General features: G+C 67.6%; 11 protein-coding genes. 8 read left to right on the top strand and 3 right to left on the bottom strand.

Features of this window, described 5'->3' with window-relative positions:
* Positions 1 to 66 precede the first annotated feature (66 nt).
* The 3 genes from F1609_RS16070 to F1609_RS16060 form a co-directional block, all read right to left on the bottom strand.
* Positions 67 to 435 (bottom strand): pentapeptide repeat-containing protein, encoded by a 369-nt coding sequence (locus tag F1609_RS16070; RefSeq protein ID WP_167077411.1) that lies wholly within the window; start codon positions 433 to 435, stop codon positions 67 to 69.
* A 64-nt stretch (positions 436 to 499) separates the two neighbouring features.
* The gene (locus tag F1609_RS16065; RefSeq protein WP_167077502.1) at positions 500 to 1,063 is read right to left on the bottom strand and encodes a cohesin domain-containing protein; all 564 of its coding nucleotides are present in this window, start codon (positions 1,061 to 1,063) and stop codon (positions 500 to 502) included.
* Between the two features lie 80 nt (positions 1,064 to 1,143).
* A complete protein-coding gene (locus tag F1609_RS16060; protein WP_229421912.1) occupies positions 1,144 to 4,158 on the bottom strand; it encodes a reprolysin-like metallopeptidase in 3,015 nt (1,004 codons plus the stop codon).
* Between the two features lie 480 nt (positions 4,159 to 4,638).
* Between F1609_RS16060 and F1609_RS16055 the strand changes: the two genes are divergently transcribed.
* The 8 genes from F1609_RS16055 to F1609_RS16020 all read left to right on the top strand — a co-directional run bounded on the left by F1609_RS16055 (position 4,639) and on the right by F1609_RS16020 (position 14,802).
* Positions 4,639 to 5,154, top strand: coding sequence for a sigma-70 family RNA polymerase sigma factor (locus tag F1609_RS16055; protein ID WP_167077410.1), 516 nt, complete (start codon positions 4,639 to 4,641; stop codon positions 5,152 to 5,154).
* Positions 5,154 to 6,170: a FecR domain-containing protein gene (locus F1609_RS16050; RefSeq protein ID WP_167077409.1), complete on the top strand. Its 1,017-nt coding sequence runs from the start codon at positions 5,154 to 5,156 to the stop codon at positions 6,168 to 6,170. The genes F1609_RS16055 and F1609_RS16050 overlap by 1 nt, the downstream gene beginning before the upstream one ends.
* A gap of 94 nt (positions 6,171 to 6,264) precedes the next feature.
* Positions 6,265 to 8,703, top strand: a complete 2,439-nt coding sequence (locus tag F1609_RS16045) for a TonB-dependent siderophore receptor (protein WP_167077408.1) — start codon at positions 6,265 to 6,267, stop codon at positions 8,701 to 8,703.
* A 328-nt stretch (positions 8,704 to 9,031) separates the two neighbouring features.
* A complete protein-coding gene (locus tag F1609_RS16040) occupies positions 9,032 to 9,895 on the top strand; it encodes a hypothetical protein (protein WP_167077407.1) in 864 nt (287 codons plus the stop codon).
* Positions 9,896 to 9,957: 62 nt separating this feature from the next.
* Positions 9,958 to 10,992, top strand: coding sequence for a DUF4214 domain-containing protein (locus tag F1609_RS16035; RefSeq protein WP_167077406.1), 1,035 nt, complete (start codon positions 9,958 to 9,960; stop codon positions 10,990 to 10,992).
* A gap of 5 nt (positions 10,993 to 10,997) precedes the next feature.
* On the top strand, positions 10,998 to 12,953 hold the full coding sequence (locus tag F1609_RS16030) for a glycosyltransferase family 2 protein (RefSeq protein WP_167077405.1): 1,956 nt from the start codon (positions 10,998 to 11,000) through the stop codon (positions 12,951 to 12,953).
* Positions 12,950 to 13,600 (top strand): class I SAM-dependent methyltransferase, encoded by a 651-nt coding sequence (locus tag F1609_RS16025; RefSeq protein WP_167077404.1) that lies wholly within the window; start codon positions 12,950 to 12,952, stop codon positions 13,598 to 13,600. The genes F1609_RS16030 and F1609_RS16025 overlap by 4 nt, the downstream gene beginning before the upstream one ends.
* The gene (locus F1609_RS16020) at positions 13,597 to 14,802 is read left to right on the top strand and encodes a glycosyltransferase (protein ID WP_167077403.1); all 1,206 of its coding nucleotides are present in this window, start codon (positions 13,597 to 13,599) and stop codon (positions 14,800 to 14,802) included. The genes F1609_RS16025 and F1609_RS16020 overlap by 4 nt, the downstream gene beginning before the upstream one ends.
* Positions 14,803 to 14,839 lie beyond the last annotated feature (37 nt).

Here is a 14,839-nt window from a genome sequence, read left to right as displayed (position 1 = left end):
CGTTCACATCCAGCGCCAGTCCATGACGCCAGTGCGGCGTTCCACGGTGGGGTGGCTGCACTCCAACTAGTATTCATGGTCCTTGATCCAGCTGTCGAAGTCCTCCTGGGTCGAGATGCTGCCGTAGGCCCAGTTGCCGGTCCAGACGAGCCCATCCGTTTTGGCGCGTGCATATTGCGAGCTTTCAACGGACAAATTCTCGAAATGGGCGCCGCTCAGGTCGGCATCCCTGAAATCGCAGCATTTGATATTGCCATTGACGAATGTTGCGTTACGCAGATTGGCGAACCGGAAACTGACATAGAAGAAGCAGTCCTCAAACACCACATCTTTCAATACCTGGCGCTCGAAACTCTCGCCGTCGATCTCCAGGCCGTGAAAGCGTCGCTCACCGCGTGCGTATGCCGCCAGTACCTCAGAGACCCGATCTGGCATTGCGTATTTCCCCCGTTGCGCAGGCGGCGCGCCCTGTGCAGCGCGCCGCCTGCTACCCCGTCAATCAGCCGCGCGCCGCCAGCTGGCGCCGGCGCACAACACCTGCCGCCAGCAAACCAATCCCCACCAGCAGGAAGCTTTCCGGCTCCGGCACCACCTGCACCGAGCTACCCTCGGCCACGACCGCAATCTCGTTCAGGTTCGCATCGAGGAACAGCACGTCGGAAAAAGTCAGCGCCGCATTGCCGTTGCCAAAGGTATCGAAACTGAACAGCCCCAGCTCTCCGCTTCCGGATGCGCCCGGCCCGGCACCGACCAGCGTGTTGAACACGAACGAAATCGTGCCGGTCGCATTGTCGATCGTGCCGCCGTCGCTGAACGTAGTGCCGGCGCCCGACAAAAACGCGCCCTCCGTGAAACTGTTCGCCTTGAGCAGCGCCGCATCGAAGCTGAGCGTGAACTGGTAGCCGTACAGGTCGGTAATATCCGAAATCTTCACAGCCAGGTCCAGCTTGCCGCCCGATACCACCGGCGCCGGTAACGCACTCACCGACAGCGTCGGAATGGCAAACGCCTGGGTGCTCGCGGCCAGCAGCATGGCAGCGAAGTATTTTTTGAAAGTCATCATCTGATTGGTCCTATTGCCCTGATGGGATTGTATGCGGTAAGGGCCGGCCGGATGCGCGTGCACCCGGACGGCCACGTCGGTCAGTTGCAGGCGGCGCCTTTGGCCAGGCGCTGCGCTACATAAGTCAGGTCGCGCGCGTTGACAACGCCGTCGGCCTGCGCATCGGCACGGACATCGAAGCCGTCCTGGCCGCTGCGCTTGCCGAACGCCGCCTTGACCAGGGCCAGGTCGGCGCAGTCGACGCTGCCGTCGACGTTCTGGTCGCCCGCCAGGTGGATGCCGATGTCGGCATTGGAAATGTCGAAGAACACATTACCCACCGCTTCCACCTTGATCCGCGCAGCCGCCACTGGCGTCGCCGGCAAGGTCACCTTGGCGCTGCCGTTGTTCGGCACGCCTTCGGCCAGCAGCAGCGGCCAGGTCTTGCCGCCGTCGGTCGAGAGCGCAATGTTGACGCTGGCCGCGCCGACCGGCGCCACGTCGGTGTTGGCGACGTTCCAGGTAACGGTCTGCACCGAGCCCGGATCGAGCGTCACCGCGCTGTTGGGCGAGGTCACCAGGAACGGACCGGCCGCCGGCGCCAGCACCAGGCTGGTGCTCGCGCTGTTGACGCCACCGCGGCCGTCACGCGCCGTCAATTTGAAGGTGAGCGAGGCCGGCGCGGCGTTGGTGCCGGCCAGGCCAACGTAGGCGGCCGTCGGCAGGAATTCCGAATAGCACTCGATATCGGCCAGGCTCGGCGGCGTGGCCGCCACCGCGCACGCGCCCGTCACCGCATTGGTGTTGTTCGACAGGATCTGCGCCAGGTCCGGGAACACCCGCGTCGGATCGGTCGTCGTGTGGTTCTCGCCCGGCGAGTTGTATTCGAGCGTGTCGGCGGCGCTGACGGTGGCGCGGGTGCCGAACTGGCGGAACAGCGGGCCGTTGAGCTTGACGTTGCTGGTCAGCCCGGTGCCGCTGGACGCGCCCCGGTCGTTCTGCTCCCACATGTAGGTGAGCGGGTCGCCATCGGCATCGGTGGCGCTGCCGGTCAGGGCGAATGGCGTGCGCACCGGAATCGTGTAGCTGCCCGGGACGGTCACCACCGGCGCGTTGTTGCCGGTCGCGGCGACGGTGCCGCCGCGCCTGGTCGGGCCGCCCACGGCGACTTCGCCCACAAAACCGCTCGCACCCGGCGTAAAGTCGACCAGTTGCAATGGCGCCACATTCACCCCGGCCAGCGCACCGTTGAAGGTCACGGTAAAGGCCGTGTCGCTCAGGGCGCTGACCGTCACCGTGCCGCCTGCGGGCCAGCCCGGGCTGCTTTCCAGCGCAGCCTTGACGCCGGCCGTGGTGTAATTGGTGCCGCGCACGATCGGCGCCGACAGATTGCCGTTCACGTTGATGCGGAATTGCTGCCCGGCCGTGGTAAAGCCGCGCAGCGCGGCGACCTGCACTTCGTTGAGGATCGACTCGGCGCTCGAGGTATAGGCGACGATCTCGTCGAAGCTGCGCTGCGACCAGTACGGGTCGCTGTGCGGCTGCAGGTTGTCGGTGCTGCAAATGCCGGCGTAGGCCATGATCGACGAGCCGCTGCCGACTTCGACCGAGGTACCCGGATTGCGGTTGCCGCCGCTGCAATTGGAAGTAATGCCGTTAAACGTGTGGTTGCCGGCGAACTGGTGGCCCAGTTCGTGCGCCACGTAGTCGACCGCAAAGGCGTCGCCGATCGGCTTGGGCAGGCCGGTGCAGCCCTGCGCCTTGGCGTTGGCGCCAACCACGCCCAGGCTGGCGACGCCGCCGCCGTTCAGGCCGAGCGCAATGTGGCCGACATCGAAGTTGCCGGCCCCGGCCAGCAAGCCGGTGACGATGCGGTTGCGCGACAAGGTGCCGCTGCCGCAACCGGACGCCTGGGTCGGGGTAAAGCACGCCGCCGCGCCGCACGGGCCGTTCGGCTCGGTCATCTGGGCCGGGGTATCGAGATTGAGGGCGTCGGTGGCGTCGATCAGCACCATGCGGATCGAGGTTTCATCCTCATACACCTGGCTGACCCGGTTCATCAGGGTGACCTTGGCCGCCGTGACGTTGGCCGGACCGCCGAAATAGGTGGCGTAGGTCGGGTCGGTGACCAGCGCCAGCCGGTAGGTGCGCAGCTGGTCGCTGACGGCCACGTTCGGGTTCATGCCGGCGTCCATCACGCGGAACGGCGCGGCGCCCGTGCTGTGGCCGTCGGTGGCGGAGAGTTCGAACGCGCCGGCCCGGCCCGCAGGCAGAATCACGCTGATCGCGCCCCTGGCGTCGGCCGTGGCGCTGACGCTGTGCAGCGCGGCCGCGTCGCCTTCGCCGCGCACGGTCAGGTTGACGGTGGCGCCGGGCACAAAGCCGCTGCCGCGCACCTCGACCGGGACGCCTTCTTTATAGAACGAGTGCGCCAGCGCCAGTTGCGCTTCGGGCAGCGCGCCTTCGAGCAGCGGGCCGTGCTGGTTGATCAGGTCGCTGCGGCTGTAGCTGGCGTACAGGCTGGTATCGAGGTGATAGTACGGGTCCACGTACCAGCCGCCGTTGGCCGAGCGCACCGAGGCGTGCAGGCCGAGCGGGGTGATATCCATGCGCAAGGTGGCGCTGGAGTCGTCGATGCCGCGTCCCTTGTAGGTCTTGATCTCGGGGTGTTTCGCGGCCAGGCCGGCTTCCATGATGGGCGACTCGACCAGGGTAAAGCGCTGGTAGCCGCCGTCCGGATGCGGCAGCGAAATGGTCTGGCTGCTGGCCATCATGCTGTTGCCGCGCTCGAGGGGCGCGCTGGCGGTCAGCGAGGCCATGCCGGCCGCGTCCAGGGTGGCGCCGCGAAAGCGCTTGAGCGAGAGGGCCGGCGTTTTGGCGCCGGCGCTGGCGATGCCCATGCGCCCGGTGGAGACGGTCGCGTCCTGCCAGTACGGGGCGGCGCGCTGCGTGGACACCGGCGCGGCGGCGGGTGCGGCCACGGCCGCCTGCGCGAGAGGCGCGGCGGCGGCGAAGGCCAGGGCAATACAGAGGGCAAGAGAGGATTTCTTACAGACGGCGCTATGCGGATGTTGCAACCCGCCGTTGTACAGCGGATTCCAAGGCTTCATTGTCATGCGGTGCCCTTTCGCGGCTTGGTGAATATCTGGTCGTGGTGAGATGTCTTCCTGCGCTTGGTTGCGGATCTGCGGGCGTGTTTTTGCATAAAAAAACCGCCCTGGCCTAGCTGCAATTAAAGCAACTAAACCGACCTAATAGTATTGCTGGATTGCTATTTGACACAAGTCTAATTTTTAGTTTTTGCAACTTCCGGTGTGGACATGCCAGGCACTGATCAACGATCAAGACCCGGCTGCTTGACAAGCCACGTGGCGGCCCAGATGCGCGAAATCGAAAATGCTGTACCACAAGGCATCAACCGCCCGATACGTTCGAGCCTGTTTAAGCTTGACACGCAATAATGGCCGGGCGCGTGCGGCCGAAGTCCAAATCCCAAATACAAGATTGAAATTGCCATGCCATCCGAGCGTCGTCTATAATGATAATCATTCTCATTCACATTTGTCGGTGCAGGGCACCTGACCAGGAATCGTGTCATGTCCGTTGCCGCCCCGGCGCTTCTTCAGCAGCAGGTCCACCAGCTGTACAGCCACCACCACGGATGGCTGCGCGGCTGGCTGCGCAATAAGCTCGGCTGTTCGCAGCGCGCCGCCGACCTGGCGCACGACATCTTCCTGCGCCTGCTGGCGCGCGAGGAGCCGGTCGCGATCGACCAGCCGCGCGCCTTCCTGACCACCGTGGCCCAGCGCGCGCTGGCCAACCACTGGCGCCGCGAGCAGATCGAGCGCGCCTGCCTGGACGCGCTGGCGCAGGTGCCGGCCGCGCTCTCGCCCTCGCCTGAAGAACGCGCCATCCTGCTCGAGACGCTGGTCGAGATCGACAGCGTACTGGCCGGCCTGCCGGCCCAGGTCAGGCGCGCCTTTTTGCTGGCCCAGCTCGATGGCATGGGCCAGGCCGAGATCGCCGCCGAACTCGGCATTTCACTGAGCACCGTCAAGCGCCACCTGGTGCGCGCCGGCGCCCAGTGCTACTTCGGCCTGTCGCTCGACTGATGGGGGCAATCGACGCCAGCGCGCAGCTTCGGACCGACCCCACGCCGGTCCCGGCCGCGGTGGCGCGCCAGGCGGTCGAGTGGCTGGTCGAGCTCCAGTCGGACGAGGCCAGCGAGGCCACCCGCGCCGCCTTGCAGCAATGGCGCGCCGCCCACCCCGAACACGAGCGCGCCTGGCAGCACATCGCCGCCGTCAACGCGCGCTGGCGCGGCGCCGCCGGTGCCTCGCCGCTGTCGCACGCGGCCCTGCTCGATACGCCCGCCGCCCCGGCGCGTCCCCTGCCCCGGCGCGCCGCCGCCAAGACCCTGGCGGCCCTGCTGTGCGCCGGCGGCGGCGCCTGGCTGGCGCAGCAGCAGGCGCCCTGGCGCGAATGGCGCGCCGACGCCCGCACCGGCACCGGCCAGCGCCGCAGCATCGTGCTGGCCGATGGCGGCACGGTCTGGCTCAACAGCGGCAGTGCGGTCGATGTGCGCTTTTCCGCCACCGAACGGCGCGTGCGGCTGGTCGGCGGTGAAATCCTGGTCACGAGCGGCAAGGACCCCGGCGAGCGCCCTTTCATCGTCGAAACCGCCGAAGGCGAATTGCAAGCGCTCGGCACCCGCTTCGCCGTGCGCCAGCATGCCGGCGCCAGCAGGGTCGATGTATTCGACGGCGCGGTTGCGATCCGCCCGCGCAACGCCATAGAGGCCCCGCTACGCATCCTGCGCGCCGGCCAGCAGGCCCGCTTCAGCGCCGCTGCCGTCGCGCCAGCCCAGGCCGCCGATGACGACAGCGTCGCCTGGGCCGACGGCATGCTGGTCGCCAGCGGCATGCGCCTGGCCGATTTTCTGGCCGAACTCGGACGCCACCGGCCCGGCCGCCTGGGCTGCGACCCGGCGGTTGCCAACCTGCGCGTGTCCGGCAGCTACCCGCTGGCCGACACCGGCCGCATCCTCGACACCCTGCGCACCACCCTGCCGGTGGAGATCGATTTCCTCACGCGCTACTGGGTTACGGTGCGTCCGGTACGCCAATAAAAATATATTTTCACAAACCTGAGCTGTTTTCGATTCTCGCGTGACATGGAAGGTGAGCACTCAACATCTTCAACTATTGCACAAGGAATCAACCATGCGGTCACGCAACAAGGCGCAACACCTTTCCATCACCCCCCTGCCGCGCACGCGCTTCACCCAGCGCGCGCTGCTGGTGGCCATCGGCCACGCGCTGGCCACCGGCCTGGTCGCCACGGCCGCCCTGCCAGGCGCGGCGCTGGCCGCCGACGCCACCCCGGCGCGCAAGGCCTACGCCATCCCGGCCGGTCCGCTCGAAGGCGCGCTGAACCGCTTCGGTCGCGAAGCGGGCATCTTGCTGTCGTTTCCGACCGCTACCACCGCCGGCCTGCAAAGCGCGGGCCTGAACGGCAACTACAGCGTGAATGACGGCCTGGCCGTGCTCTTACAAGGCAGCAACCTGACGGCCGTGGCGCAAGCCAATGGCGGCTATATACTGGTCAAGCAGGCGCCGGTCGCCGCCACGGCCGCCGTGGCAGCGCCGGCGCGCACCCAGGCTTTGTCCGAAATTACCGTGACCGCGCGCGCCGAAGGCGACAGCCCGAGCGCGCCGCTGGCCGGCTACGTCGCCAAGAAAAGCAGCACGGCCAGCAAGACCGCCACCGCCACGCGCGAGATGCCGCAGTCGATCTCGGTCGTCACGCGCGACAACCTGGACGCGCGCGGCGTATCGAACCTGGCCGAAGCGCTCGAATACGTGCCGGGCTTTACCCCGCGCACCTACGGCCGCGACGACCGCTATGACTGGTCGATCGCGCGCGGTATCGGCAGCACCAACGGCGGCAACTACCGCGACGGCCTGAAGGACGCCGGCAATGTCTACGCCATGCCGCGCCTGAACAGCTACGGCGTGGAGCGCGTCGAATTCCTGCGCGGCCCGGCCTCGCTGCTGTTCGGCAGCGCCATCCCCGGCGGCACCGTCAATTCGATCACCAAGCGTCCGACCGCGGAAGCGCAGGGCGAGATCCGCGTGCGCGCCGGCGACATCGCCCGGCGTGGCGTGGCCGGCGACATTTCCGGCCCCTTGAACGCGGACGGCTCCCTGCTGTACCGCCTGGTCGGCCTGACCGAGCAATACGACCTGATGACCCCGGGCTCGACCAAGAAAGAGCGCTACTTCGCGCCCTCGCTGACCTGGAAGATCAACGGCGACACCTCCCTGACGGTGCTGGCGAACTACCAGGAAGACCGCATCGCGGGCGACGCCTATCCTTTCAAGTACGTCGAAGCGCTGGGCTACTACGTTCCGGTGGCCGAAAAAGGCTGGGATCACTTTCACCGCGATCAATGGTCGACCGGCGTGCTGTTCGAGCACCGCATCAACGACAAGCTGAGTTTTCACAGCCGCAGCCGCTATGGCAAGGTCAAGCTCGACTACCAGGTCAATTTCCTCACCGGCCTGATCAGCAAGAGCGTTGTGACGCGGCGCGGGCAGCACATCAACGATTACACCGAGAGCCGCCAGACCGACAACTATATGGAATACCAGTGGAACGCCGGCAAGTGGTCGAACACCACCATCGCCGGCGTCGACCTGAGCAAGATCAGTGGCGCGTCGTTCCGTGGCACCACGGCCACCAACCAGTTCGACCTCTCCACCGGTAGCGGCGCGTTCGCCGCGCCGCTGCTCAAGGCCGAGTACGTGGCGACCACGCGCCAGACCGGCCTGTACGTGCAAAACCAGGCCAAGTACGACGGGCAGTTCGTAATCGTGGCCGGCGTGCGCCAGGACCGCTTCCGCGAAAGCGCCGTCGCCGCCTGGGTCGACGGTCCTGTCAACACCAACAAGACCACCGGCCGCGTCGGTGGCGTGTGGCTGCTGCCGAACGGCGTGTCGCCTTACGTCGGCTACGCCACCTCGTTCGAGCCGCAGAACGGCGCCACCTATGATGGCCTCAAGTTCAAGCCGACCAGCGGACGCCAGTACGAAGTCGGCGTGCGCTACGAGCCGGCCGGCAGCAACGCCATGATCTCGGCGGCCGTGTTCGACATCGTCCAGCAAAACGTGGCCGCTTCCGATCCGCTGCACGAAGGGTTCAACGTGCAGCGCGGCGAAGTCGGCTCGCGCGGGATCGAGCTCGAAGCGAACGCCAGCCTGGCGCAGGGCATCGACACCACCGCCAGCTACAGCTACACCGACGCCAGGGTCACGCAAGACACCAAGCCGAATCTGATCGGGCGCAAGAACGGCCTGGTACCGTCGCACAAGGCGGCGCTGTGGGTGAACGCGCGCATCCCGGGCGCGTGGGTGTCGGGCATGAAAGTCGGCATGGGCGTGCGTTATAACAGCAAGGTGCCCGACTTCGAGAACGTGCGCTGGGTACCGGGCGTGACCTTGTTCGATGCGCGCCTCGGCTATCAGATCGGCACGCATTGGGAACTGTCGCTCAACGCGCGCAACCTGTTCGACAAGAAGCATCTGGGCAATTGCAGCGATGGCGATTGCTATCCGGGCGACCGGCGTGAAGTGCTGGCCACCGCCAACTATCGTTGGTAGACAAGCCGGCGGCGCGTTAGCTCAGCAGTACGCGCCGCGCTAGCTCAGCAGTAAGGATTTTTTAGCTCAGCAGTACGGATTTTTTAGCTCAGCAGTAAGCCCTCTCCAGCTCAGCAGTAAGAAGCGCGCCATACGCCATATGGTGCGCTTCCTTACGCTATCGATTCCTCCGTTTTACAACACCCGAAAAAAATAGCTAGCACTCAAGACGTGCGCACCCTTGCTTTGCGTTATAGTTTTTGCATATGAAACTTAGCCATTAATCTATTTTTTCTGGGTGGTGTACCGCATGGAAATTACTGGTTCCACAGTTCTACTTCAGCCTGGCATGTATATCCTGCGCCATCCCAAGCAGGGCATGGCGCCTCTTTCCATCGCACGCGCCCCCGGCGCGCCCGGCGACGGCAAGATGGAAACCCTGGGCACGCCCAACACCCATCACACCATCCTGCGCGACGGCAGCGACTGCATCGTCGTGCACATCAGCGAGGGGCCAGTCAGTCTTCTGGTCACCGCATTTCTCGAACAACAGGGCGACCCGGTCCCGGCGCTGCGCGTCGACCAGATCGGTCTCGACCGCCCCGGCGCATCCGCCCCGCCCGCTCTTGCGCAGCCGGCGCGCAGGAGTGCGCCGCCGCCATCGGCCCGGGCCATCGTTGCCGCGCCGCCGGCGGCCGCCAGCATGCAGATCGGCGCCAGCGGCATCACCCTGATCGGCCATGTGGAGCGCGAGGGCGACGTGGTCGCCGCGCCGGGCGAGCTGCTTGGCGACCCGCACAGCCTGTTGCGCCTGGAAGGCTTCCAGGTGATGTGGCCCGACCGCCCGGAGGGCGTCGACCTGGCCTACAACATCGTGGTCGAGGGCGGCGGCGCCCTGCCGATGGTCAAGAGCGGCAAATTTTGCGGCACCCGTGGCGAAGCGCGCCGCATCATCGCTGTCACCTTCGCCCTGATCGGCCCCCAGGCCAGCCAGTGGCGTCTGGATGGAACAGCTTACTTCAGCGGCGGCTATCAGGTGCCGCTGCAATCTGCCGTACCGCTGAGCGGGCCATCCGGGCTCGAACATCTCACGGCAGTCAACCTGAGCGCAACATTGGACGAGCAGGTCGGCGCCCAGCGCAATCCCTGGCAGGAATCGGCCAGCACCAAGGTGTTCAAGTCGAACGGCACCGCACAGCAGCTCGCTTCGTGAGCAGCATGCGGGCGCAAGGTCCGGCTTGAGCAGGCGTCTCAACGACAAGAGGAGAACTACCTATGTATGAACTACCGAGCGCGAGTGCCACCACGACCCTGCGTGGCATCAATCCCCTGATCTTCACCCAGGGCACCATCGACCGCATTCTGGGGCTCACCGCCGCCACCGATAATTCGGTGCGCTTCGATACGGTCGCTCCCGACACCTACGGCAAGGTCACCGCACCGTTTGGCGCCGAAGTGTTGTTGGTCAACTCGTCCGACAATTTCGTCACCGTCATCACGCCACCGACCAATGCGCCGGTGATCGTGTTCCAGGGCAAGGGCGGCGTCGACGTCAAGTTCCAGGACATCGGCGGTCCCGCGCCCGACAACAAGGTCGACCGCGTTGTGGTCGGCACCAACAACACCGACAAGTTCGTGATCGCCGATTCGCGCGATACCCAGCTCAACCTGGGTAGCGGCAACAGCACCGTGCAAACCGGCGGCGGCAACGACACCGTGGTTGCCGGCCTGGGCAACAGCACCGTGGTGGGCGGCACCGGCAACGCCATCGTCAAGCTGGCGGGCAGCGCGGCCGATTACAAGGTCACGGTCAAGGACGGTCACGCCATCGTGAGCAGCAACACGACCCTGAAAACCACCGACATCAGCAAGCTGCAGTACGTCGAGCTCGACGGCGGCAAGGCGCTGATTTTCGCCGAGGACTTCAAGGAAGCCGGCGTGGCCACCATCTACCAATCCGCGCTGGGCCGTACGCCGGACGCCGGTGGTCTCGACTTCTGGCTCGACGCCGCGCGTGCCGGCGTCTCGCTGGAAAGCATTGCCCAGAGCTTCCTCGACTCGGCCGAGTACAAGGCCCTGCCGGCACTGGACAACCAGCAATTCCTGACCACCTTGTACAAGAACACCTTCGACCGCGCACCGGACGCCGGCGGACTGGCGTTCTGGACCAAGGTACTGGAAAGCGGCGTCTCGCGCGCGTCGGTGCTGTCGGGCTTCGTTTCCGATGCCGGCCAGAGCCTGGACGGCACCGCTGCCCACGTCGAGCCGGTCGTGGTCGGCTCGGTGACCGTCGTCCACAATATCGTCTGACGGTGGTGGCGAGCGCGCCGGTCACGGCGCTGCCATCGGCCTGGCGCTCGCCACGCCTGCGCGACGACTTCCTGTTGTCGCGCGCCGTCGAGGCATTCCAGGCCGGATTTCCGGCCGATGCCCTGCTCGGCGCGGAAGCGCTGTGCCGGCGCCATCCCGAACTGGTGGCGCCGGCATTGCTGCGCGCCGTCGTTCTGCAATCGCTGGGATCAAACCTGGCTGCGGCGGCGTGGCAACGCGCCTGGTGCCGCGATCCGCAAGACCCCAACTTACAAGACAATCTTCTCACTGCCTGGCTGGCCGCCGGCGACCCGGCACGGGTAGCCTCGCTGGCGCCGGTCCTGCTGCCGCAGCGCTGCCGCGCCGGCAACCACGCCAGCCTGCTGGCGCGCGCGCATGCGGCGGGCCTGGCCCCGGCTGGCGCCTGCTGGCGCAGCGGGACCGAGATCGAAGGCATGCTGTTCGATGCCGCGCCTAACACCACCCTGACCCTGCAAGACGAACAGCGCGGCGAGCACTACGAAGTGCGGATCGAAGGCGCGCGTTTTCGCTTCGCGCCGCCGCATGCGGACGGCGTCTGGTCGCTGGCCTTGCCGGGCGCGGCCGCCCTGCCCGGTTCGCCCCTGGTGTTTGCCGCGCCCAGGCGCGCCAGCGCCACGCTGGCACCGCAAGCGCCGCTGACCGTGCTCGTGCCCCTGTATCGCGGCCTCGAACAGGCCCGCGCGTGCGTTGCCAGCGTGCTGGCCAGCCTGCCCGCCAACCAGGTAGCGGCGCGCCTGCTGCTGATCGACGACGCCAGCGCCGACGCGGCGCTCTCAAGCTGGCTCGACACGGTCGAGGCCGACCCGCGCGTGGCGGTGCTGCGCAACCGCTACAACCTCGGTTTCATCGAAAGCGTCAACCGCGGGCTGCGCCACTGCGCCGGGCACGATGTGTTGCTGCTCAACGCCGACACGCAGGTCCAGGGCGACTGGCTCGACCGCCTGCGCGCCGCGCTGTACCGCGCTCCCGGCATCGCATCGGTGACGCCATGGTCGAACAATGGCGAAATCAGCAGCTTTCCCGACATCGCCCGCGCCGCCCCCGTGCCCGATGCGGCCCGCCTGCGCGAGCTGGACCAGGCCGCCGCCGGCCTGCACCGCGCCGGCGCCACCGTGGACGTGGAAGTGCCGGCCTGCTGCGGCTTCGCCATGCTGATGCGCGCCGAGGCGCTGGCCGCCATCGGCACCCTCGACGGCGCCGCGCTCGAACGCGGCTACGGCGAAGAAGTCGACTGGTGCCTGCGCGCGCGCGCGGCCGGCTACCGCCACGTCGTGGCCACCGGCGTGTTCGTCGCGCACGCCGGCGGCGTCTCGTTCGGCGCCGAAAAACACCTGCGCGTGCACCAGAACCGCGCCGTGCTGGTGGCGCGCTATCCCGGCTACTACCCCGAGTACCAGCGCTTCCTGCGCAGCGACCCGCTGGCGGCGGCGCGCGCCGCCCTGGCGCAGCGCGCCGGTCCCGACCCCGGCGCCGCCATCGTTTCCGCCGCCCAGCCGGCGTCGCCCGGCTTCGCGCAGGCGCCGGCCTCGTCGTGCACCCGCATCGCGGTCTGGCGTCACCGCCTCGGCTCGCCCCAGGCGGCGCAAGTGCTGGCCCTGGCGCGCCTGGTGGCCGCCCGCGCCAAGCAAAGCGTGCGCCTGCTGGTCATCGGCGAAATGAGCGAACTGCTGTGGGCGACCGGCGTGGTCGACGCCCTGCCGGTTGCCACCCGCCATGGCGAAGCGCTGCTGGACGACACCAGCCTGCTGGCCATCGGCGCCTGCGCCGTGGTGCTGCTGTGCGAAGGCGACGAACTGCCGGTCGACATCGACACCGTCCGCATCGGCCCCGCCTTCGACGCCCGTTACTGGTTCAGCGCCTGGCTGGGCGCGCCGCCATCGGCCGCGCCGTTCCAGTACGCCCACAGCGGCGCCCGATGAGCAGCGCAGCGGCGCCATGCCTGCCCCCACCACCTGACGCGATCGCCAGCCAGCGCGTGCGGCGCCTGCTGCACGTCGGCTGCGGCGCGCGCAATGGACGCGCACTGCCGGCCTGCTGGCACGGCCCGCACTGGGAGGAAATCCGGCTCGACATCGACCCCGGCGTCGAACCCGACATCGTCGCCAGCATCTGCGACCTGTCGATGCTGGCCGACGCCAGCGTCGACGCGGTCTACTCCGCCCACAACCTGGAACACCTCGACGCCTTCGAGGTGCCGCGCGCGCTGGCCGAGTTCCGCCGCGTGCTGCGCCCGGACGGCTATGCGCTCATTACCCTGCCCGACCTGCGCGCCATCGCCGTGCACATCGCCGCCGGCCAGCTCGACGCTCCGCTGTACCAGTCCGCCGCCGGCGCCATCAGCCCGCTCGACATGCTGTTCGGGCACCAGGCCGCGCTGGCCGCCGGCCACCGCCACATGGCGCACCGCACCGGCTTTACCGCCGCCACCCTGGGCCGCCACCTGCTCGGCGCCGGCTTTGCCGAAGCGCGCGTGCACGAGGGCACCCGCTGGGACCTGTGGGCGCTGGCCTGCATGAGCGCCACCGATGCGGCGGTGCTGGACCAACTGGCAGCGGTGATGCAATGAAGATCCTGTTCATTCACCAGAATTTCCCGGCCCAGTTCCTGCACCTGGCGGCCGACCTGGCGCAGCGTCCCGGCCACCAGGTGGTGGCGCTGTGCATGGAGAAGCGCGCCGCGCCGCCCGGCGTTACCCTGCGCCGCTACCAGCTGCTGCGCGCGCCGGGGGCCGATGTCCATCCGCTGCTGGCGGAACAGGAAACCCATGTGCGCTGCGCCGAAGCCTGCGCCGCCGCGGCCCTGCAGCTCCAGCGCGACGGTTTTACGCCGGACCTGATCTATGCCCATCCGGGCTGGGGCGAAGCACTGTTCATCAAGGACGTGTTCCCGCGCGCGCGCCTGCTGATCTACTGCGAATACTATTACGCGCCGGAAGGCCAGGACGTCGGCTTCGATCCGTCCCTGCCGCCCCTGAGCCTGCCCGAGCGCTGGCGTCTGAGGCTGCGCAACAGCACCAACCTGCTCAGCATGGAGCTGGCCGACGCCGCCGTCTCGCCGACGCACTGGCAGCGCAGCACCTACCCGGCCTGGGCGCGTGACAAAATCACGGTGATCCACGACGGCATCGACAGCGAACGGCTGCGCTTCAATCCCGATGCGCGCCTGGCGCTGCCGGTGGCCGTCGGCGACACCCGCAGCTTCCAGCCCGGCGACGAGGTGGTCAGCTACGTGGCGCGCCACCTGGAACCGACACGCGGCTTCCAGGTATTCATGCGCGCCCTGCCCGAACTGCTGCGACGGCGCCCGCAGGCGCATGTCATCGTGGCCGGCGGCGAAACCGGCGGCTACGGCCACGCGGCGCCGGGCGGCGCCAGCTGGAAGGAACACCTGCTGGCGGAACTGGGCGACAGCATTGATCTTGAGCGCGTGCATTTCAGCGGCCAGCTGGCGCCGGCGCAGTACCTGGACCTGCTCAGCATCAGCCGCGTGCACGCCTACTGGAGCGTGCCGTTCGTGCTGTCATGGTCGTTCCTCGAAGCGGCCATTTCCGGCCTGCCGGTGATCGCCTCGGCCACCGCGCCGGTGCTTGAATTCGCCGCGCGCCTGGACGTGCCGACCGTACCGTTTTTCGATGCCGCCGCCTTTGCCGGCGCCCTGGCCGAACGCTGCGCGGCCGGCGCGCAGGGTGCGCGCGAACCACGCCACCTCCCCGAGACCGACCTGGCGCAGTGCCTTGCGCGCCAGCGCCAATGGCTGGGGGCCAGCTAGCCGCAACCGTCTTTCCAACTCCCTCTATCGATTCAGG

The organism is Massilia aquatica (assembly GCF_011682045.1).
In the GTDB taxonomy this organism is placed as follows: Bacteria; Pseudomonadota; Gammaproteobacteria; order Burkholderiales; family Burkholderiaceae_D; genus Telluria_A; species Telluria_A aquatica.
The sequence above is the reverse complement of the archived record's forward strand: the minus strand, read 5'-3'. Positions and strand labels throughout refer to the sequence as shown.

Bases quoted from the DNA above. Each gene is read 5' to 3' on its own strand.
- F1609_RS16070 (WP_167077411.1), bottom strand. From the start codon at position 435: ATGCCAGATCGGGTCTCTGAGGTACTGGCGGCATACGCACGCGGTGAG.
- F1609_RS16065 (WP_167077502.1), bottom strand. From the start codon at position 1,063: ATGATGACTTTCAAAAAATACTTCGCTGCCATGCTGCTGGCCGCGAGC.
- F1609_RS16060 (WP_229421912.1), bottom strand. From the start codon at position 4,158: ATGACAATGAAGCCTTGGAATCCGCTGTACAACGGCGGGTTGCAACAT.
- F1609_RS16055 (WP_167077410.1), top strand. From the start codon at position 4,639: ATGTCCGTTGCCGCCCCGGCGCTTCTTCAGCAGCAGGTCCACCAGCTG.
- F1609_RS16050 (WP_167077409.1), top strand. From the start codon at position 5,154: ATGGGGGCAATCGACGCCAGCGCGCAGCTTCGGACCGACCCCACGCCG.
- F1609_RS16045 (WP_167077408.1), top strand. From the start codon at position 6,265: ATGCGGTCACGCAACAAGGCGCAACACCTTTCCATCACCCCCCTGCCG.
- F1609_RS16040 (WP_167077407.1), top strand. From the start codon at position 9,032: ATGTATATCCTGCGCCATCCCAAGCAGGGCATGGCGCCTCTTTCCATC.
- F1609_RS16035 (WP_167077406.1), top strand. From the start codon at position 9,958: ATGTATGAACTACCGAGCGCGAGTGCCACCACGACCCTGCGTGGCATC.
- F1609_RS16025 (WP_167077404.1), top strand. From the start codon at position 12,950: ATGAGCAGCGCAGCGGCGCCATGCCTGCCCCCACCACCTGACGCGATC.
- F1609_RS16020 (WP_167077403.1), top strand. From the start codon at position 13,597: ATGAAGATCCTGTTCATTCACCAGAATTTCCCGGCCCAGTTCCTGCAC.